This is a genomic window from Faecalibacterium sp. I4-1-79 (assembly GCF_023347235.1).
GTDB classification, from domain to species: Bacteria; Bacillota; Clostridia; order Oscillospirales; family Ruminococcaceae; genus Faecalibacterium; species Faecalibacterium tardum.
Window position 1 is genome coordinate 1897747 of sequence record NZ_CP094467.1, and the last position, 17827, is coordinate 1915573.

Sequence of the window (17827 nt, forward strand, 5' to 3'; positions counted from 1 at the left end):
GCATAAAAGCAATGCCGGGTAGGCCAAAAGGTCTGTCCGGCATTGCTTTTACTATATCATAGGGCCACATCCAGTGCCATCATCAGGGCAAAGCCCAGCACGATGCTGATGACACCGGCCACTTCATCCGGTTCCACCGCCTCAGGGATCATCTCCTGTGCGGTCACACACACCATACAGCCCGCTGCGGCGCTCATGAGCCATGGCAGCGCTGCGCCTACCCACTCGGCCAGCACAAAGGCCAGCACTGCGCCCAAGGGCTCCACCAGCCCGGAGGCCGCACCGGCGGCAAAGGACTGCCCCCGGGTGCGCCCGCTCTGGGTCAGCGGCAGACTGACCGCCGCACCCTCCGGGATATTCTGCAAGCCGATGCCGAGGCTCAGCGCCAGCGCGCCGCTTACGGCATCCGCGTCCCCGTGCAGCGCCAGCGCCGCAGCCAGCCCCACCACCATGCCCTCCGGCAGGTTGTGCAGGGTGACCGCCAGCACCATGCGCCCGCAATGCCCGGGGCCGCCCGCAAGCAGCTGCCCGGCGGCGTCCTCCAGCCGCAAAAGCCCCACAGCGCCTAAAATAAGCCCCAGCGCCGGGGGCACCCACGCTGCCCTGCCCTGCGACCGGGCAATGGCCGGCAGCAGCAGGCTCCACACGCTGGCCGCCAGCATGATGCCCGCCGCCATACCGCACAAGATGCGCCGGGTAGCCGGTCTTGCCTGCCTGCGCAGCAAAAACACCCCTGCTGCTCCCAGCGCGGTACACGCCGCCGGGAACAGCCAGATCCCAAGTGTGAAAACGATCCGGTTCAAGCCGCATTCCCCCTTTGCCCGTTGTATGCACAAACGGGTAAAAAGGTGCGGACTCAGAAATCGTCCTCAGTGCTGTCGCAGCTGTCTGCATCGCAGTCCGCGTCATCTGACGCAAAGCTGTCGGTGCTGTCCGTGCTGAAATTGTGCTCGAATGCGGTCATGTACTGGGCATAGCCCTCGTCACCGGTGCCAAAGTAGCCAAAATCAAAATCTTTCATCGTAGTATCCTCCACAAATGTTCTTGTCGTTCAGCCTTCCGGGGGATGTCCGTCCCCTGCTGTACCTCTATTATCTACATTTACAGTCCAATAAAAAGGATTTTATTAGCATTTTTTCAATTATTTCTATTATTGTGCTTCTCACCCGGCGGTACAGGCTCTATCCCACGCTTTATTTTTACCAAAAAGTCTTTGACATCTGGCGAAAGTTTATGACAACTATGCAGATTCTTTACACGAATTATAACTTTCGGCCAAAATCCTCTTGATTTTTTTTCAAAAACGGACTAGAATATAGCATCGCAGTGAGGTGTTACCGAAAGCCCGCTGCTAAACATTTACAAGAAGACTAAGGAGATCATTGATATGAAACTCAAGAATATTTGCATCGCTGTTGTTGCTCTGGCTCTGGCTGCTGGCATGACCGCCTGCGGTGGTACTTCTACCGCTTCTGCTTCCTCCACCTCTGAGGCTGCTTCCGCAAGCACCGCTGTTTCCGAGGCTGCTTCTTCTGAGGCTGCTTCCAGCGAGGCCGCTTCCTCTGAGGCTGCATCTTCCGAGGCTGCTTCCTCTGAGGCCGCTGTCAGCGAGGCTGCTTCTTCTGAGGCTGCTTCCACCACTGCCGCCTAAGTTTAACGCGCACAGCGTACATAACAGGATAGCAAAAGGCCGCTGCACATTGATTTCGTGCAGCGGCCTTTTTGGTTGCGCAGAAAGATTTTAAATGCCCTCCGCGTGCGCTATGGGCATAACCAGCGGAATGATTTTTTCTTTTTCGGGATACCGGGGCGTCCGTGGACGCCCCGGTATCCCATTTTATGAAAAAAGACCGCCGCACAAAGCCATGTACAGCAGTCTCCTTACGTTTGAGAAGTAAGCTTCCCAGTATCATTTTTCAAGAATCGCGCGGATCTGGGCAAGGTCGGCAGCAAAGGTGATATTCCGCTGCCGCGCCGAGGTGGAAAGCCCCATGGCGATCATCTGCTGCAAAAGCTGGTGCAGGGGCTGATAGTAGCCATTCAAATCGTAGAGGATGCAGGGTGCGTCCAGCTGCCTCAGAGACAGCTTGCTAATGACCTCGGTGATCTCCTCCAGCGTGCCGGTGCCGCCGGGAAACGCGATAAAAGCATCTCCCAGCTCGATCATTTTGGTCTTGCGGGCGGGCATATCCTCGGTCACGATCAACTCGGTCAGGCCCTCGTGCTGCAGCTCTGCGTCCAGAAAGCATTTGGGCTCTACGCCGGTCACCCTGCCGCCTGCGGCCAGCACACTGTCGGCTAAAATGCCCATCAGGCCGCTTTTGCTGCCGCCGTACACCAGCGCGTTGCCGCTTTCGCCGATCCAGCGCCCCAGCTGCTGCACAGCCTGTGGCAGTGCAGGGTCGGTGCCAAGGTTTGCGCCCAGATACACGGTAATGTTCATTGCAGTATCCTTTCTTGCCGGGTCAGATGCTCCACAGCACCGCACCCAGCACCGCAGAAAGCAGGATCATCCCGATGGGGGACGGCGCTTTCTGCGTTTTCTTTTTATAGGCAAAATGTAAAATGCCCAGCAGGGCAAACACCGCCAGCGCACGCACATCCGGGGCAAAGCCGCCGGAAACAGTGGTAAAGCCACCCAGCGTGGAAAGCCCCATGGTGCAGGCGGTGGCTAAGATCATAGCCACCACGCAGGGGCGCACCCCAGCCAGAAAGGCGTTGACCCCGGCATACTTCATCAGGCTGTGCAGCGCCGCCGCGATGAGCAGAATGATGACAAAGGAGGGCAGCACCACCCCCACCGTTGCCGCAAGGGAGCCTGCCAGCCCCGCCTGCGAAGCGCCGATAAAGGTAGCCATGTTCACCGCCAGCGGACCGGGGGTGGACTCTGACACCGCGATAAAGCTGAGAAATTCGCTCTCGGTCAGCCAGCCGTGCCCCAGCACCGTTTCCCGCACCAGCGAGATCATGCCGTAGCCGCCGCCAAAGGACACCGCACCGATGACAAGGAAGTTCCAGAACAGCTCTAGCAGGATCATTTTGTACCGCCTTTCTTCCCCTGCCCTACCGCGTAGGTCAGCACCCCGGCTGCGCCGCAAAACAGGATGCAGCAGATGGAGGAAAACTTTACCGCCAGCACAGAGCAGCCCACCATGGCCGCCAGCACCACCGCCACCACTGCCGTGTTGAAGGGGGTGCGCTGCAGATTTTTGAGCATCTTGACCCCCGCGGATAGGATCAGGTAGATGACGCAGGCCTGTATGCCTTTAAAGGCATTCGCTACCACTGTCAGCTGCAAAAAACGGTCAAAAAACAGCGAAATAAGGTAAATGACTGCAAAGGACGGCAGGCACACCGCCAAGGTGGAGGCCGCCGCACCGGCTACCCCTGCCAGCTTATAGCCGATGTAGGTGGCGCTGTTTACCGCCACAGGGCCGGGGGTGGACTCGGCAATGGCGACCATATCCAGAAACTCCTCCCGGGTGAGCCAGCGTTTTTCCTCCACAAATTCGTGCTCCAGCAGCGCCACCATGGCGTAGCCGCCGCCAAAGGTAAAGGCACCGATCTTAAAAAAGGTGCAAAAAAGTTCCTTGGTCTTGGACATAGGCATTTTTCCTCCGGGCACTTACTGTTTGACCGGCTCCAGTTCCAGATAGCACTCGAAAGCCGTTTTGTCCGCGCGCTTGGCAATAAAGTACCAGCCATCATCCGAAGGCGTGTAGAACACCTCCACCTGCTGCCCCATGGGGACTTCGCGGTGATAGTTGATGGAAGCGAACTTCACAACATGATCGCGCATGATCTCCAGCGGCAGCGCGTCACAGACGATGTCCAGATAAAAAGCGTTGTTGATGTGGTAGTGCAAATCGCACTGGGAGTAGCGCGCCGTAAACAGGCCGGCGCTGGTCAGACTGTCCCGGCGCTTATGCAGCAAAAGGGGCAGCTCCTCTTCCACCGTCTCGTTCCAGTATCCCTCTACCGTCCAGCCTGGCTGGCGCAGGATGTGCCCATTCTCAAGGCTGGACATGATCCAGCGGCTGTCCACCATGGCTACTTCCTGCCCGGCTTCGTCCGTAAGGGTGGTGACGCGCTTGATAGAGCCGCGAATGCTCTTCTCTGAGCGGGAGCAAAGGGTCAAAGTCTCGCCACGGCGGGGCACGCGGCTGAACCGCAGCGCCTGCTTGCCCACCAGAAACGCTACGCCGTGATCCTCAAAGAACTTATCGTCCATGCCAAAGTGGCGGGCGTGCATGGTGGAGATCTGCTCCACATAGCGCAGCAAGGCGCTGGCCTTGAGCAGGCTGTGGCAGTCTGCATCGGCATTTTCTACCACGGCGGTGCCTTCATAATAAAACGGTTCCATAGTCTTTCCCTCCTATCGGAAAAAGGCCGCCGCACCACGTCCGGGACGGCAGCCTTGGTTGAAACGATCAATACTGATTGCGGGTCTTTCTGCGCACTTTGCGCCAGATATTAAAGCAGGCAAGTGCCAGCATAGCCAGCAGCAGCAGCAAAAACAGGTAGCTGCCGCCGCCCTCGTCGTAGCTCTTCATCTCGCTCCACTTCAGATCCAGCTCGCTGTTCACCTCGTCGCTCAGGGCAGTGAACACCTTCTCGCGGGCGGCGTCCTCCTCAGGCGGATAGGCGATCTCGCTGGTTTTCAGATCCTCGTCCAGTACCTCCCATACATCGTGCATGGGGGTGGTGTAGCCGATATACTCGCTGTTGGCCTTGCCGATGTCGGTCTCGCACATGAAGTTGATGAACATCTCGGCGGCTTCCTTGTGCTCGCTGGCAGCGGGCACAGCCATGCAGTCCACCGAAAGCACACTGCCCTCCTCCGGGAACACCCAAGCCAAGTCCGGGTTATCATCGATCATGGTAATGGCATCGCCGGAGTAGTACACGCCGATGGCAGCCTCGCCGCCGATCATCTTATCAAAGATCTCGTCCATGACGTAGGCCTGCACCAGCGGCTTCTGTGCCTTGAGCTCCTCTACCACCTCGTCTACCTCTTCCGGTGTGGCAGGGTTGATGCTGTGGCCGCTCTTGAACGCAGCGATAGCGTAGGCATCGCGGCTGTTGTTGAACATCAGAATGTTGCCCGCATACTGTTCGTCCCACAGGTCTGCCCAACAGGTGGGGGCTTCGTCTACCATGGTAGTGTTGTAGATGATGCCGGTGGTGCACAGCATATAGGGCACAGTGTAGGCGTTCTGCGGGTCGTAATCCGGGTTGCGGTAGCCTGCATCGATCTTTTGGAAATTGGGGATATTGTCGTAGTCAAGGGGTGCAAGCATCCCCTCGTTGATCATCTTTGCCACCATGTAGTCGGAGGGGATGATCACATCGTAGTTGGCTGCGCCGGACTTGAGCTTGGCGTACAGGGACTCGTTGGAGTCGAAGGTAGTGTAGTTCACCTTGATGCCGGTCAGCTTTTCAAAGGCGGCCACCACGTCCACACTGTCATCCGAGCCATTGGAGATGTACTCGCCCCAGTTGTAGACGTTCAGGGTGACGTTCTGCCCCTTGAAGCGGGTCCAGTCGTAAGTATCCGACACCGAGACGTCCTCGGTGACCTCGATGGTACCGGCGGCAAACACCGGCAGTGCGGCGCACAGCGCCACGGCCAGCGTCAGCAGCAATGCAACAATGCGTTTCATCATGCGCCCTCCTCTCGCAGCGTTTTCTGATCCTTGCGGTAGCTGCGGCTCTCCATGGCGTTGGACACCAGAATGACGCTGAGGATGACCACAAACATGATGGTGGACAGCGCGTAGATCTCCGGGCTGACCTTTTTGCGGGTCATGGAATAGATGGCAATGGGCAGGGTCTCCACCGTACCGCAGTTGAAGTAGGAGATCATGAAATCGTCGATGGAATAGGTCAGGCAGATGAGGAACGCCGACAGGATAGCGGGACTGATCTCCGGCAGGATGACCTTGAAGAAAGCCTGTCGGGGGTCACAGCCAAGATCCAGCGCTGCTTCGTACAGCTTGATATCCAGCTGCTTGAGCTTTGGGCTCACGTTAAAGATAACGTAGGGCACGTTGAACGCGATATGCGCAATAAGCAGCGTGGGCAGACCCATGATGTTGTCCGGCAGCCACGCGGACTGCGCAGCGAAGCGCTGGTAAGCCACGAACAGCAGCATCAGGGAGATGCCGGTGATGATCTCCGGGTTGACCACCGGGATATAGGTGATGTTGGTCACCAGCAGACGGCTTTTGCGGCTCATGGAGGCAATGCCAAGGCTGGCTGCCGTGCCCAGCACCGTGGCAATGATGGCGGACAGCACTGCCACCTCAACGGACACCCACAGCGCATGGAGGATGGACGCATTCGTGAACAGGCTGCGGTACCACTTGAGGGTGAAGCCGGTGAACAGCGAGTAGCCCTTGCTTTGGTTGAAGCTGAACACGATCATGTAGGCAATGGGCAGATACATGAAGCAGAAGAACAGGATGATGTAGACCCGCTGCATCAGGCGCAGATGTTTTGTTTTCATCAGGATACGCCCTCCATTTCATCCTCGTCAAAGCTGGATGTAAAGCTCATGCACAGCAGCACAATGATCATGAGCACAAGACTCATGGCAGAGCCGACGTTCAGGTTGTAGCTGTTGCCCAAGAACTGCATCTCGATCAAATCGCCGATCAGCAGGTTAGAGCCGCCGCCCAGCATACGGCTGATGACAAAGGTAGACACTGCCGGCACGAACACCATGGTGATGCCGGTGCTGATGCCCGGCACGCTCATGGGGATGAGCACCCGCACAAGGGTCTTGGTGGTGTTGGCGCCAAGATCCTGCGCAGCCTCCACAAGGCTCTGGTCGATCTTGGTCATGCTGGTGTACAGCGGCAGGATCATGTAGGGCACATAGTTATACACCATGCCCAGCACCACCGCACCGGAGGTGTTGAGCATGGTATAGGGGCCAAGGCCGATAAAGCCCAGCAGGGTGTTCACCGGGCCGTTGACGCTGAGCAGACCCATCCAAGCGTAGGTGCGCAGCAAAAAGTTCATCCACATGGGCAGCATGACCAGCATAAGCATGATGTGCTGCTTGTTCACCCGCAAACGGGACAGAAAATAGCCCACCGGGAAGGCGATGACCAGACAGATAACGGTTGCAATAAGCGCCAGCAGCAGGCTGCGGGCAAACACCGAGCCGTAGCCGCTGATGGAGGTAAGGTTATTCAGGGTAAAGTTACCCTCGGCGTCCGTCATGGCGTAGTACACCACAATGAACAGAGGCACAACGGTAAACAGCACCATCCATACAAAGTACGGATAGGCCAGCTTTTTATCATAGATCTTCATGGCACATCACCCCTCGCTCCGCGCCATAATATGGATCTCGTTGGGGCCGATGCGCATACCGATGGTCTCGCCGGGGGTGCAGGCGCGGGTGGAGTGGATCAGCCACTCGCGGCCCTCGCACTCCACGTGCATCTCAAAGTGCACGCCCTTGAAGATGACATCGTTCACCACGCCCACAAGCTGGCCCTCCACGGGGGATACCACCTCGATATCCTCCGGGCGCACCACCACCTGCACGCTCTGCTCCCGGGCAAAGCCGCGGTCCACGCAGGGGAAATCCACGCCGGAGAAGGACACCAGAAAGTCCTTGTGCATCACGCCGTCCACGATGTTGGAATCGCCGATAAAGTCCGCCACAAAGGCGTTTTTCGGCTCGTTGTAGATATCCTCCGGGGTGCCGATCTGCTGCACCTTGCCGCCGTTCATGACCACGACGGTATCGGACATGGTAAGCGCTTCCTCCTGATCGTGGGTAACGTAGATAAAGGTAATGTTCATCTCACGCTGCAACCGCTTGAGTTCCAGTTGCATCTCCTTGCGCAGCTTCAGGTCCAGCGCGCCCAGCGGCTCGTCCAGCAGCAAAATCTCCGGCTCGTTGACCAGACTGCGGGCAATGGCCACGCGCTGCTGCTGACCGCCGGACATCTGGCTGATGCTGCGGCGCTCGAAGCCCTTTAAGCCCACGACCTCCAGCATATCGCGCACCTTGCGGCGGATGGTGTCCTCGTCCAGCTTTTTGAGCCGCAGACCAAAGGCCACGTTCTCGAACACATTCAGGTGCGGGAACAGCGCGTATTTCTGGAATACGGTATTCACCGGGCGCTTGTAGGGCGGCACACCGGTAATGTCCTTCCCTTTCAGCAGCACCTTACCGGCGTTCGGCTCCAGAAAACCTGCGATCAGGCGCAGGGTGGTGGTTTTGCCGCAGCCGGAGGAACCGAGCAGCGTTACAAACTCCTTATCATGGATATCCAGATTCAGCCCATCCAGAATGCGCTGTCCATCAAATTCCACTACGATATCCCGCAGTGAAACGACCACCGAGTTGTCCATTTTATATGTTATCCTCCTTGTTCTCAGATACGAAAAAAGACAGGGAACCTGCCCCATCTTTTTTGCGTATAAGGGATGCTCCGCCCCGCGCAGCAGCATGATCTTGCGCGGCGGACTTACCCTGTCACGGTTTATAATAAACAATCACAGTCGGATTGTCAATCACTCTGCCGATGTTTGCCGCAACTTTATAAAAAGCTGCAAAAAAATATACGCTGCACCTTGGTTTTGGTGCAGCGTATTAAAGCAATTATTCCTGCGCCAGCAGGTCGTTTTCCGTCAGCAGAAGCGCCTGCACAGTGCTGGTGTCCACCGTGTATACCGAAGGTTCCCCTTCCACCTGCAGATACCACCCGTCCGTGCCGCAGGCGTAGGCCAGTTGCACGGTGGAGCCGTCCTCGCTGGTGACTACAGCGGTGAATACCGGTGCATCAAAACCGCAGGCAGAAAGGTCTGCGTCCGTGGCTTGGGCGGTGGCATAGGTGCACAAGGCCGACAACAGGCTTTGCACCTTATCCTGCGCAAGGCTGGCGGCGGGGTCAGAGGCCAGCCGCCACACCGTCTCGTAGGCAGCGGAAGAAGCACTTTCGGTCGGTTCGCTGACGGCGTTCAGGGTGACGGAGGTGCCGTCTGCCAGCGTGTAGGCTACCTGTGTAATGGTCGAGGCTGTGAGCCCAGTGGGGCAGAAGCTGCCGAAGAGCCCGGCCTTATCCAGCTGGAAACAGGCGGCTTTGTTGCCGCTGACGGTATAAATGGCATCGTCCCCGGCTTTTTGCACATAGAGATCCCCGGTGACCGGGTTCTCTGCCCCGAAGGTCAGAGTGGTGCTCTGCCCTGCCGCCGTTACCGTAACGGTGAGCTGCGGGCTGTCCAGCCCGTAGTCCTCCCCTGCCTGCGGTGTCAGGCTGCGCTTGGCATTCAGTGCCATCAGGGCGGTGCGCATAGTGTTGCAGGCGCTTTCGTCCAGATGATAGGCGGGGTCCTGTGCCAGCTGCCAGCTGCCGCCGGAATATTGCAGGGTGTAGGTCTCACCGTTGAAGGTGTACTCGATCTGCTCCAAGTCCTCGGCGGCAAAGCTGGAAAGCGGGATGCTGCCCTCGGCGGCGGCGCTGGCGGCCTGCTCGGCCTTGGCGTTGCTGCGGGTCACCGCCCACAGTGCCGCGCCCAGCAGCACTGCCGCTGCCAGCAGCGCCAGCAGGACACGCTGTTTTGTTTTCATGGTGGTCTCCTTATCTGCGGCGGCGCAGCAGCACCACCACTGCCCCGGCAATGAGCACCGCCGCCGGGAGCACGAACACAAAGGTCAGTCCCAGTGCAGCGGCGGTAGAGCCTGCCACCGTGATAGGCTCGGCTTCCAGCGCCTTGGTGTCCACAAGGATATCCTGCCCCACCAGCGAGGCGGCGCAGCCCTGCAAAAAGGTCAGATTGCCGGGCATGGACTGATAAAGCTGCTCGTTATCCATGTTGGGACAGCCGATCCAGAGGACCTCGGCGCCGGTGTCTTCGTTCCGTGCCCAGACAGCCAGCGCAAAGGGGCCATCTGCGTCCCCGTCCTCCCGCTCCATGGTGGTAAGGTCGTCGATGTCGGCCTTGGCATAGGCAGAGGAGGAGCTGTTCAGCAGCGGCTCGGCGGTGACATCCTCGGTCTCAGTGACCGTGATGCCCTGCGCCACCGACAGCATGACATGGGTGCTGGTATTCACGCCGTTCAGCGCGGTGCTCTCGGTGGGCGTGCCGTAGTCCGGCAGCAGCGACCATGCAGAGTTATACAGTGCCTTGCTGCTGTCGCCCTCCACCACCATGCCCTCTGCGCGGGCAAGGCCAAACTGCGCCAGCACGGCGTCCAGCTGCGGGGTCTGGGCGTAGACGCTGCTGGTCAGCAGCAGCTTGCCGCCCGCCGCAAGATAATCTTGCAGCTGGCTGATCTCATCCACAAGGCCGTCCCCTGCGGAAAAATCGGTGGTGGGTGCGTTGATGATAAGCAGGTCGCAGTCCTCCGGGATGGTGCTTGTGAGCAGATCCAGCGGCTGGGCGTCGATATTCTGGGCGTCCAGCGCATCGGTCAGGGAGTCGGTCAGGGTCTGCTCGCCGTGGTTGGTGGTATAGTAGGCATGGCTCTGCCCCGCTGCGGTGAGCTTATAAATGGCAGAGGTGATCTGCTTTTCGCCGCCAAAGGTCACGCTGGCGGAGCCGGTGGTGTAGTAGTCGGAATAGTCGTACTCGTACAGGTCGGCGGCATCCAGTACGGTGCTGTTCTCCCCGCAGGTGACAATCAGACTGCCGGAGGAAACATTCTCCGCACCGTACTTGGCGGCAAAGGTGGGGTACAGGGTGGGGTCCTTCTGTTCCCAGCTCAGGTGCCCGCTCTCGGCGGCGTAGTGATCCAGCAGCTTTGTGATGATGGCATCCTCGCTGCCGGTCTCACACAGATAATAGATGTGCACATCCTTTTCCAGCCCCTCCACCAGCGCTTTGGTGCTGTCGCTCAGGGTGTACATTTTGGCCTCGGAGAGGTCGAACTCGGTATATTTTGCAGGGATGGCCCGCACCAGCAGGTTGAGCAGCACCGCCAGCACCAGCACTGCCGCCAGCATGGCGGTGGACAGCAGCCCGCTGCGGAATACTCTGCCTTTTTGAGAGGCTGCGTTCTTGTTCCATTTCATCGTTATGGCCTCCTCTCAGTCCCAGCGGCGTTTTTCCAGCCCCTGTGCGGTAAAAAACAGGAACACCGCCGCCACGGTCAGGTAGTAGACCAGCGTGGGAATGGAAAAGCTGCTGTTGACAAATTCTTCAAAGGGGGTAAACAGGCACAGGGCGCTGAGCACTGCGCTGAAAGCTTCGGTCAGCCAGCTGCTCTTGAGCAGAAACAGCGCCGTAAGCGCCACGCAGCACCCCGCAAAGGAAAGACAGCCCAGCGTAAAGCTTTTGCTGCGCAGCCCCGCCACCACGCTGAGCACGGCGGCAATGGCTGTGAACAATGCCAGCGCCACCGCACTGCCGGTGGTGAACATAGTGCGTAGGCTGGGCATCATATAGGCCAGCAGCAGCACCGCCACACCGGACACGGCGGCAATGATTTGGTTTTCGGTCAGGCCGGAAAGGAACACCCCGATAGCAATGGCGGCGCAGCCCATGAGGTAATAGCACAGCAGCGCGGAAAAATTGGCCAGCGTGCTGGTGCCGGTAGCGCCCAGCACCTTCAGCACAAGGATCATGCCTGCATCCACAAGGCAGGGCAGCGCAAAAATGACGCAAAGGGCAAAGTATTTGCCCAGCACGATGCCGCCCACTGACACCGGGCTTGTGAGCAGCAGTTGGTCGGTGCGGCTGTGGCGTTCCTCCGCAAAGGAACGCATGGTGAGCACCGGAATGTAGAGCAGCAGCACAAAAATAGTGCGGTTCAGCGTGTAGTAGCCAAAATCCGGCAGACCATAACCCAGATTCAGCGCCACAAAATAGATAGCCGTAGCCGCCAGCATAAAGGCAGTAAGCACCGCACCGATCATGCCGTGAAAGCAGCTGCGGAGCTCTCGTTTAAAGATAGCAGCCATCTCAGTTCTCCTCCCCTTCTGCCGGGGTGTTCTGCTCCGGCGTTTTTTCGGTCAGCGCTAGGAATACCTCCTCAAGGCTGCGGTTCTCGGCGGCAAGTGCCAGCACGGTGCAGCCGGCCTCGGTCAACGCACGGGACACGGCAGCGCGGCGGTCGGCGGCGTCCTCGCTCTCGGCGGTAAAGGTGACCTGACCGTCTGCGGTGCTTTCCAGTTTTACCCGGCAGATGCCCGGCACATTGCGCACAGCGGCCAGCACGGTGTCGGGCTCGCCCTGCGCGGTAGCGCGCAGACGACTGCCGGGATTCAGAGTCTCGCCCAGCTCCTCCGGGCTGCCCACAGCCACCAGATGCCCTTTAGACAGGATGAGCACCTGCTGACACACGGCCTGCACCTCGCTGAGGATATGGCTGGACAGAATGACCGTGTGCGCCTTGCCCAGCTCCCGGATAAGGTTGCGGATCTCGATAACCTGCGCGGGGTCCAGCCCTACGGTGGGCTCGTCCAGAATGATGAGCTGCGGGCTGCCCAGCAGCGCCTGCGCAATGCCAACCCGCTGACGGTAGCCCTTGGACAGGCTGCGGATGACCCGGGGCAGCACTTCCTCCAACCCGGTGCGGCGGGCGGCGGCCAGCACCTGCTGTTTGCGCTGCGCACGCTTGACCCCCTTAAGCTCTGCCACAAAGTCCAGATACTCCTGCACGGTCATTTCCGGGTAGAGCGGCGGCTGCTCCGGCAGGTAGCCCACACAGGCCTTGGCCTGCTGCGCCTGCTCCGGCAGACGGAACCCGGCCACCTTCACCTCGCCCTGAGTGGGGGCAAGATAGCCGGTAAGGATATTCATAATGGTGGATTTGCCCGCGCCGTTGGGGCCAAGCAGGCCATAGATCTGGCCGTCCGGCACCGTAAACGAGAGATCCTGCACGGCAGGGCGGCTGCCGTAGGACTTGCTCAGGTGAGAAACTTCGATCACAGCAAACTCTCCTTTGTTTCAGAAGCTGTTTTGCGGAAAGCAGCGTAGAGCCAATGCTTTCCGGTTTGGAACTGCTATAGTTTAGACGGAAAATGTGTTTAAATTAAGACAATCCTGTGTGGGAAAACGAAATATTTGCCCATGCAAAAAGCAAAAATGCCGCCTCCCGAAGGAAGCGGCATGAGATAGCCTATAATTACTTACGGCCGAAACGCTTATTGAAGCGCTCAACACGTCCGCCGGTGTCAACCAGCTTCTGCTTGCCAGTGTAGAAAGGATGGCACTTGGAGCAAACTTCGACGTGGATCTCGGGCTTGGTGGAACGAGTTTTGATGACATTACCGCAAGCGCAGGTAATGGTGCAGTCAACGTAGTTCGGATGGATACCCTGTTTCATTCTTTTCACCTCAATTCTGGTTCTGACGTATTGGGGCCATATTTAATGTATGTGCCCATCACAACCTTCAATATCGGCTACCCCGTCGAGCGGCCTTGGAAACGATTGCCTTACTATTATAGCACGAATTGGCCAGAATGCAAGAGGGAAATTTAAGTTTTTACAGCTTTTGCAGCGTCCAGCCCTTTTTTTCGGCCAGCTGCTCCAGCTCCCGGTAAGAAAGCCGCAGCTGCGCGATGTTAAAGCCCGGCAGCTCCGCAAGGCAGCTGCCGTCCTGTGCCCGGTGCAGCAGCTTGTGCACCTGCAGTTCCTGCTCGCCGTCCAGCGTATCCAGCCCGGTCACATATTCTCCGCACCGGGGCAGCGGCTGCTGCCAGTCGATGGTTTTGCAGACCCTTGCAAGCGTAAGGTGTTTGCAGGATACTGTCTGCCGGAATTCCAGTTTCATGATGTTCTCCCCTTTTGCGCCGGATATTCATAGTTGTGCCCGGCACGACACCATGATATAACATTTTGTTTTATATGTCAATATAACATTTCGTTATGCCTATACTTTACCTTAAATAAAGCCTTTGAGGTAAACACCATGTATCAACGTATCCGGGATCTGCGGGAGGATCGTGATCTGCTGCAAAAGGATGTTGCGGCGTATCTGAAATGCACCCAGGTCTGCTACTCCAATTACGAGACCGGCAAGCGGGATATCCCCACCGAGGTGCTGATCCAGCTTGCTCACCTTTACCATACCAGTACCGATTATATCCTTGGTCTGACGGACAACAGCGCCCCGCCCGTTCCCCGCAAAGCATAAAAGAAAAAGCCCAGAATCATTCGGATCAACGAACGATTCTGGGCTTTCACATGCCGCCGACGGGGGTCGAACCCGTACTCTGTCTCCAGAAAGGGATTTTAAGTCCCTCGTGTCTGCCAATTTCACCACAGCGGCGCAACCCCGGCTTACAAAGCCCTGCTGCCCTCTGGCTTGAGAGGGAGCCGGGAATAACAGGTGTGAGGAAAAATTATTACAACCACACTGCTATTCGCAATCTGGTGGTATTAACATTTTTATTAAAATCAGCGGCTTTTATGATACAATAGTTTCCCTGTTTTGTCAAGAAAAACCGCTTATTCGGTGCCGCTTACACCTTGCCTCCGTGCAGATCGGCGTACATCCGGGAGCGGCACTCGGCCACTGCGGGGGTCATGTTGACGTAGTGTTTGTGGGGGCACTCCAGACGCAGCTCGCTCTCCCAAGTCTCCTCGGTGAGCTGCTTTGCAATATAGGCCTTCTTTTCTGCAATAGAGGGCAGGTCAATGGCCAGCTCGCCACACAGAATATGCGGCACCAACAGCGGGCGCACAGCGGTGGGGGTAAAGGTGATGGTGCGCTCGATGGCGTCCGAGTCCAGATTGACCATGGTGACAGGCTTACCAGCCTCGATGACCTCGCCGTCCATGGCAATCAGGTCGCACTGTGCCTGACCGTTTTCATCGTACAGACGCCACGGCATCTTCTTGCCCGGGATGATGGCCTTGCTGGCGGAGTCCGAGCACTTCATCTTGGGGGTGTAGCCGCCGTCCGGCTTCTTCACTGCCACCAACTTGTATACGCCGCCGAACACGGGGTCGGAGGCAGAAGTGATGAGGTTTTCGCCCACGCCGTAGGAGTCGAAGTGTGCGTGCTCGTACAGTTCCATGTTGGCGATTTTCTTCTCGTCCAGACCGTTGGAGGCTACCAGCTTGATGTAGGGCTTACCGGCGGCATCCAGTGCCTTGCGCAGCCGCTTGGAGCCGCGGGCAAGGTCGCCGGAGTCGATGCGGGCGCTCTTGACACGACGGTTGGGATCGTTGGGGTATTTCTCAATGAGATAATCGTCCAGCTTGATCAGGTTGGGCAGACCGCTTTCCATAATATTATAGGTATCCAGTAGCAGGCTGACCGAATCCGGGTAGGTATCGGCAAAGGCCTTGAAGGCATCGAACTCGGTGGGGAAAAACTCGATAAAGCTGTGTGCCACGGTGCCCACGGCCTTGACCTCTGCACCGAACTTCATCTCGGCCAGACAGTTGGCCGTGCCGATGCAGCCGCCCAGCACTGCTGCGTAAGCGCCATCGTTACCGGCGCTCTCTCCCTGTGCGCGGCGGGTGCCGAACTCCATGACGCTGCGGGGGGTGTGGGTGTTCAGACCGGTAACGCGGGTGGCCTTGGTGGCGATCAGGCTATGGAAGTTCATGGTCTGCAGCAGGTAGGTCTCGATCAGGATCGCGCCCACCAGATCGCACTCGATACGCACCATCTGCACATGGGGGTAGCAGACCGTGCCCTCGGGCAGGGCGTACATATCACCCTTCCACTTGTAGGTGCGCAGATACTCGCAGAACTCCTCGCTCATGCCCTTGGTGCGCAGCCAGTGGATATCCTGCTCATTGAAGTGATAGTCCAGCAAAAAGCGGGTCAGCTTGCGCTGGCCTGCGCTGATGGAATAGCCCTGATTGTCCGGGTTTTTGCGGAAGAACATATCAAACACCAGCGTGGTATCCTTAAAACCATGCAGGAACAGGCAGTTTGCCATGGTGAATTCGTAAAAGTCCACCACCATCGCGGGGTTATCGTAGTCCTCGTCAGGGATATAAGGCTCGACCTTGATCTCGTTCATGAACGTTTTCCTCTCTATTTATGCCCAGCGCGGGGGTCTTCCCCGCTGCGCCGCCTGCCGCTTGCCCGGCAGGGGGATCTGCCGCCCTGTCAAGACAGAGCGTTTCTACCATGATAGCACGATTTCCCTGCCTGTGCAAGTATTTTTGTGCAAAAAGAGACCGCTGCACAAACGCTGTGCAGCGGTCTCTTTGTTCAAAGTAATCGCTTGCTCAGAACAGGCTTAGCCGTTCATGATGCTGGGGGTGGCGTTCTTCAGCACAACGTCGTGGCTGCCGCCCTCCACGATGGAGGTAGAGGAAACAACGGTCAGCTTGGCCTTCTGCTGCAGCTCGGGGATGGACAGAGCGCCGCAGTTGCACATGGTGCTCTTCACCTTGTACAGGGTGGTCTGCACGCCGTCCGCCAGAGGACCGGCGTAAGGCACATAGCTGTCCACGCCCTCCTCAAAGCTCAGCTTGGTGGAGCCGCCCAGATCGTAGCGCTGCCAGTTGCGGGCACGGTTGGAGCCTTCGCCCCAGTACTCCTTCATATACTGGCCATTGATGCGCACCTTGTTCGTGGGGCTCTCGTCAAAGCGGGCAAAGTAACGGCCCAGCATCACAAAGTCTGCGCCCATAGCCAGCGCGAGGGTGATGTGGTAGTCGTGGACGATGCCGCCGTCGGAGCAGATGGGCACATAGATGCCGGTCTCCTTGTAGTACTCGTCACGAGCCTTGGCGACCTCGATGACAGCGGTAGCCTGACCACGGCCGATGCCCTTGGTCTCACGGGTGATGCAGATGGAGCCGCCGCCGATGCCGATCTTTACGAAGTCTGCACCAGCCTCAGCGAGGAAGCGGAAGCCCTCGGCGTCCACCACGTTGCCGGCACCCACCTTGACGGTGTCGCCGTAGTGCTCGCGGATCCAGCCGATGGTGCGGCTCTGCCACTCGGAGTAGCCCTCGGAGGAGTCGATGCACAGCACATCCACACCGGCCTCTACCAGTGCGGGCACGCGCTGGGCGTAGTCGCGGGTATTGATACCGGCACCTACAACGTAGCTCTTGTTCTTGTCCAGCAGCTCGTTGACGTTTGCCTTGTGGGAATCGTAGTCCTTGCGGAATACCATATACACCAGATTGCCCTCGGCATCCACCAGCGGCAGGGTGTTGATCTTGTTGTCCCAGATGATGTTGTTGCAGTCGTGCAGAGAGGTGTTGGCCGGAGCGGTGACCAGCTTTTCAACGGGGGTCATAAAAGTGGTAACGCAGGCATCGTCCGGGGTGTGGTTGATGCGGTAATCGCGGGAGGCCACGATGCCCAGCAGCTTGCCGTTAGGAGTTCCGTCGGCAGTGATGGCGATGGTGGAGTGGCCGGTGCGTGCCTTCAGCTCCAGCACATCATGCAGGGTGGCGGTGGGAGCCAGATTGGAATCGGACACCACATAACCGGCCTTGAAGCTCTTGACGCGGCGCACCATGGCAGCCTCGTTCTCGATGCTCTGAGAGCCATAGATAAAGGAAACGCCGCCCTGACGAGCCAGTGCAATGGCCAGCTTATCGCCGGAGACCGACTGCATGATGGCGCTGATCATGGGGATATTCATCTGCAGCGGGCACTCCTCCTGCCCCTTGCGGTACTTGACCAGCGGGGTCTTCAGGCTGACCGCCGTGGGCACATTCTCCGCAGAGGAATAGCCGGGGACCAGCAGGTACTCGCCAAAGGTGCGGGAAGGTTCTTCGTAGAAATAAGCCATAATCAAACTCCTTTTCTCTTAACGCATCCGATACAAATCAGCATCAAAATCATTCATGTTTGCTGCCTATAAATTGATTGTATATACTTTACCACAAAGCCCGCAAGAATACAAACCCCTGCCGCGCCAAACTTTATAA

At 58.0% G+C, this 17827-nt stretch carries 20 protein-coding genes and 1 tRNA gene; 2 read left to right on the forward strand and 19 right to left on the reverse strand.

What is annotated here, in order from left to right; genetic code table 11:
- Positions 1 to 56: 56 nt before the first annotated feature.
- Together MTP36_RS09420 and MTP36_RS09425 are read right to left on the reverse strand one after the other, a co-directional pair.
- Complete coding sequence (locus tag MTP36_RS09420) at positions 57 to 677, reverse strand: ZIP family metal transporter (protein WP_005926489.1); 621 nt, start codon at positions 675 to 677, stop codon at positions 57 to 59.
- A gap of 179 nt (positions 678 to 856) precedes the next feature.
- Entirely contained in the window at positions 857 to 1021 is a 165-nt protein-coding gene (locus MTP36_RS09425) for a hypothetical protein (RefSeq protein WP_249248575.1), read from the reverse strand.
- 366 nt (positions 1022 to 1387) lie between these two features.
- Between MTP36_RS09425 and MTP36_RS09430 the strand changes: the two genes are divergently transcribed.
- Positions 1388 to 1651, forward strand: a complete 264-nt coding sequence (locus tag MTP36_RS09430) for a hypothetical protein (protein WP_055184690.1) — start codon at positions 1388 to 1390, stop codon at positions 1649 to 1651.
- Between the two features lie 258 nt (positions 1652 to 1909).
- Here MTP36_RS09430 and MTP36_RS09435 read toward each other — a convergent pair whose 3' ends face one another.
- The 14 genes from MTP36_RS09435 to MTP36_RS09500 all read right to left on the reverse strand — a co-directional run bounded on the left by MTP36_RS09435 (position 1910) and on the right by MTP36_RS09500 (position 13742).
- A complete protein-coding gene (locus MTP36_RS09435) occupies positions 1910 to 2443 on the reverse strand; it encodes a TIGR00730 family Rossman fold protein (RefSeq protein WP_249248583.1) in 534 nt (177 codons plus the stop codon).
- Positions 2444 to 2465: 22 nt separating this feature from the next.
- On the reverse strand, positions 2466 to 3038 hold the full coding sequence (locus MTP36_RS09440) for a chromate transporter (protein WP_249248588.1): 573 nt from the start codon (positions 3036 to 3038) through the stop codon (positions 2466 to 2468).
- Positions 3035 to 3604 (reverse strand): chromate transporter, encoded by a 570-nt coding sequence (locus tag MTP36_RS09445; RefSeq protein ID WP_249248598.1) that lies wholly within the window; start codon positions 3602 to 3604, stop codon positions 3035 to 3037. Before MTP36_RS09445 ends, MTP36_RS09440 begins: the two co-directional genes overlap by 4 nt.
- A 21-nt stretch (positions 3605 to 3625) precedes the next feature.
- Positions 3626 to 4363, reverse strand: a complete 738-nt coding sequence (locus MTP36_RS09450; protein WP_249248625.1) for an acyl-[acyl-carrier-protein] thioesterase — start codon at positions 4361 to 4363, stop codon at positions 3626 to 3628.
- Between the two features lie 67 nt (positions 4364 to 4430).
- Positions 4431 to 5663 carry an ABC transporter substrate-binding protein gene (locus tag MTP36_RS09455; protein WP_330220884.1) on the reverse strand — a complete coding sequence of 411 codons (1233 nt, stop codon included), beginning with the start codon at positions 5661 to 5663 and terminating at the stop codon, positions 4431 to 4433.
- A complete protein-coding gene (locus tag MTP36_RS09460) occupies positions 5663 to 6508 on the reverse strand; it encodes an ABC transporter permease (protein WP_249248648.1) in 846 nt (281 codons plus the stop codon). The genes MTP36_RS09455 and MTP36_RS09460 overlap by 1 nt, the downstream gene beginning before the upstream one ends.
- Positions 6508 to 7323, reverse strand: coding sequence for an ABC transporter permease (locus MTP36_RS09465; RefSeq protein WP_005926516.1), 816 nt, complete (start codon positions 7321 to 7323; stop codon positions 6508 to 6510). Before MTP36_RS09465 ends, MTP36_RS09460 begins: the two co-directional genes overlap by 1 nt.
- Before the next feature lie 6 nt (positions 7324 to 7329).
- Positions 7330 to 8376, reverse strand: coding sequence for a spermidine/putrescine ABC transporter ATP-binding protein (potA, locus tag MTP36_RS09470; protein ID WP_044960643.1), 1047 nt, complete (start codon positions 8374 to 8376; stop codon positions 7330 to 7332).
- A 250-nt stretch (positions 8377 to 8626) separates the two neighbouring features.
- Positions 8627 to 9595 (reverse strand): DUF4340 domain-containing protein, encoded by a 969-nt coding sequence (locus MTP36_RS09475; protein ID WP_249248661.1) that lies wholly within the window; start codon positions 9593 to 9595, stop codon positions 8627 to 8629.
- Positions 9596 to 9605: 10 nt separating this feature from the next.
- Positions 9606 to 11039, reverse strand: a complete 1434-nt coding sequence (locus MTP36_RS09480) for a Gldg family protein (RefSeq protein WP_249248672.1) — start codon at positions 11037 to 11039, stop codon at positions 9606 to 9608.
- Positions 11040 to 11054: 15 nt separating this feature from the next.
- Positions 11055 to 11927, reverse strand: a complete 873-nt coding sequence (locus MTP36_RS09485) for an ABC transporter permease (protein ID WP_249248673.1) — start codon at positions 11925 to 11927, stop codon at positions 11055 to 11057.
- Between the two features lies 1 nt (position 11928).
- On the reverse strand, positions 11929 to 12897 hold the full coding sequence (locus MTP36_RS09490; protein WP_249248674.1) for an ABC transporter ATP-binding protein: 969 nt from the start codon (positions 12895 to 12897) through the stop codon (positions 11929 to 11931).
- 196 nt (positions 12898 to 13093) lie between these two features.
- Positions 13094 to 13294, reverse strand: a complete 201-nt coding sequence (rpmE, locus tag MTP36_RS09495; protein WP_005926533.1) for a 50S ribosomal protein L31 — start codon at positions 13292 to 13294, stop codon at positions 13094 to 13096.
- Between the two features lie 160 nt (positions 13295 to 13454).
- Positions 13455 to 13742, reverse strand: coding sequence for a hypothetical protein (locus tag MTP36_RS09500; RefSeq protein ID WP_118657733.1), 288 nt, complete (start codon positions 13740 to 13742; stop codon positions 13455 to 13457).
- 138 nt (positions 13743 to 13880) lie between these two features.
- On the opposite strand from MTP36_RS09500, the gene MTP36_RS09505 reads away from it, so the two are divergent.
- Positions 13881 to 14105: a helix-turn-helix domain-containing protein gene (locus MTP36_RS09505; protein ID WP_097780098.1), complete on the forward strand. Its 225-nt coding sequence runs from the start codon at positions 13881 to 13883 to the stop codon at positions 14103 to 14105.
- Positions 14106 to 14156: 51 nt separating this feature from the next.
- Here the strand turns inward: MTP36_RS09505 and MTP36_RS09510 are convergent.
- From MTP36_RS09510 to MTP36_RS09520, 3 genes are all read right to left on the reverse strand, one after another.
- Positions 14157 to 14240: transfer RNA gene (locus MTP36_RS09510), tRNA-Leu, on the reverse strand.
- 193 nt (positions 14241 to 14433) lie between these two features.
- Positions 14434 to 15951 carry a nicotinate phosphoribosyltransferase gene (locus tag MTP36_RS09515; protein WP_249248683.1) on the reverse strand — a complete coding sequence of 506 codons (1518 nt, stop codon included), beginning with the start codon at positions 15949 to 15951 and terminating at the stop codon, positions 14434 to 14436.
- 222 nt (positions 15952 to 16173) lie between these two features.
- Complete coding sequence (locus MTP36_RS09520; RefSeq protein ID WP_005926656.1) at positions 16174 to 17688, reverse strand: IMP dehydrogenase; 1515 nt, start codon at positions 17686 to 17688, stop codon at positions 16174 to 16176.
- Positions 17689 to 17827 lie beyond the last annotated feature (139 nt).

Bases quoted from the DNA above. Each gene is read 5' to 3' on its own strand.
- rpmE (WP_005926533.1), bottom strand. From the start codon at position 13,294: ATGAAACAGGGTATCCATCCGAACTACGTTGACTGCACCATTACCTGC.
- MTP36_RS09425 (WP_249248575.1), bottom strand. From the start codon at position 1,021: ATGAAAGATTTTGATTTTGGCTACTTTGGCACCGGTGACGAGGGCTAT.
- MTP36_RS09430 (WP_055184690.1), top strand. From the start codon at position 1,388: ATGAAACTCAAGAATATTTGCATCGCTGTTGTTGCTCTGGCTCTGGCT.
- MTP36_RS09475 (WP_249248661.1), bottom strand. From the start codon at position 9,595: ATGAAAACAAAACAGCGTGTCCTGCTGGCGCTGCTGGCAGCGGCAGTG.
- MTP36_RS09420 (WP_005926489.1), bottom strand. From the start codon at position 677: ATGGCGGCGGGCATCATGCTGGCGGCCAGCGTGTGGAGCCTGCTGCTG.
- MTP36_RS09440 (WP_249248588.1), bottom strand. From the start codon at position 3,038: ATGATCCTGCTAGAGCTGTTCTGGAACTTCCTTGTCATCGGTGCGGTG.
- MTP36_RS09455 (WP_330220884.1), bottom strand. From the start codon at position 5,663: ATGAAACGCATTGTTGCATTGCTGCTGACGCTGGCCGTGGCGCTGTGC.
- MTP36_RS09500 (WP_118657733.1), bottom strand. From the start codon at position 13,742: ATGAAACTGGAATTCCGGCAGACAGTATCCTGCAAACACCTTACGCTT.
- MTP36_RS09450 (WP_249248625.1), bottom strand. From the start codon at position 4,363: ATGGAACCGTTTTATTATGAAGGCACCGCCGTGGTAGAAAATGCCGAT.
- MTP36_RS09445 (WP_249248598.1), bottom strand. From the start codon at position 3,604: ATGTCCAAGACCAAGGAACTTTTTTGCACCTTTTTTAAGATCGGTGCC.
- MTP36_RS09435 (WP_249248583.1), bottom strand. From the start codon at position 2,443: ATGAACATTACCGTGTATCTGGGCGCAAACCTTGGCACCGACCCTGCA.
- MTP36_RS09485 (WP_249248673.1), bottom strand. From the start codon at position 11,927: ATGGCTGCTATCTTTAAACGAGAGCTCCGCAGCTGCTTTCACGGCATG.
- MTP36_RS09465 (WP_005926516.1), bottom strand. From the start codon at position 7,323: ATGAAGATCTATGATAAAAAGCTGGCCTATCCGTACTTTGTATGGATG.
- MTP36_RS09505 (WP_097780098.1), top strand. From the start codon at position 13,881: ATGTATCAACGTATCCGGGATCTGCGGGAGGATCGTGATCTGCTGCAA.
- MTP36_RS09480 (WP_249248672.1), bottom strand. From the start codon at position 11,039: ATGAAATGGAACAAGAACGCAGCCTCTCAAAAAGGCAGAGTATTCCGC.
- MTP36_RS09460 (WP_249248648.1), bottom strand. From the start codon at position 6,508: ATGAAAACAAAACATCTGCGCCTGATGCAGCGGGTCTACATCATCCTG.
- MTP36_RS09520 (WP_005926656.1), bottom strand. From the start codon at position 17,688: ATGGCTTATTTCTACGAAGAACCTTCCCGCACCTTTGGCGAGTACCTG.
- MTP36_RS09515 (WP_249248683.1), bottom strand. From the start codon at position 15,951: ATGAACGAGATCAAGGTCGAGCCTTATATCCCTGACGAGGACTACGAT.
- potA (WP_044960643.1), bottom strand. From the start codon at position 8,376: ATGGACAACTCGGTGGTCGTTTCACTGCGGGATATCGTAGTGGAATTT.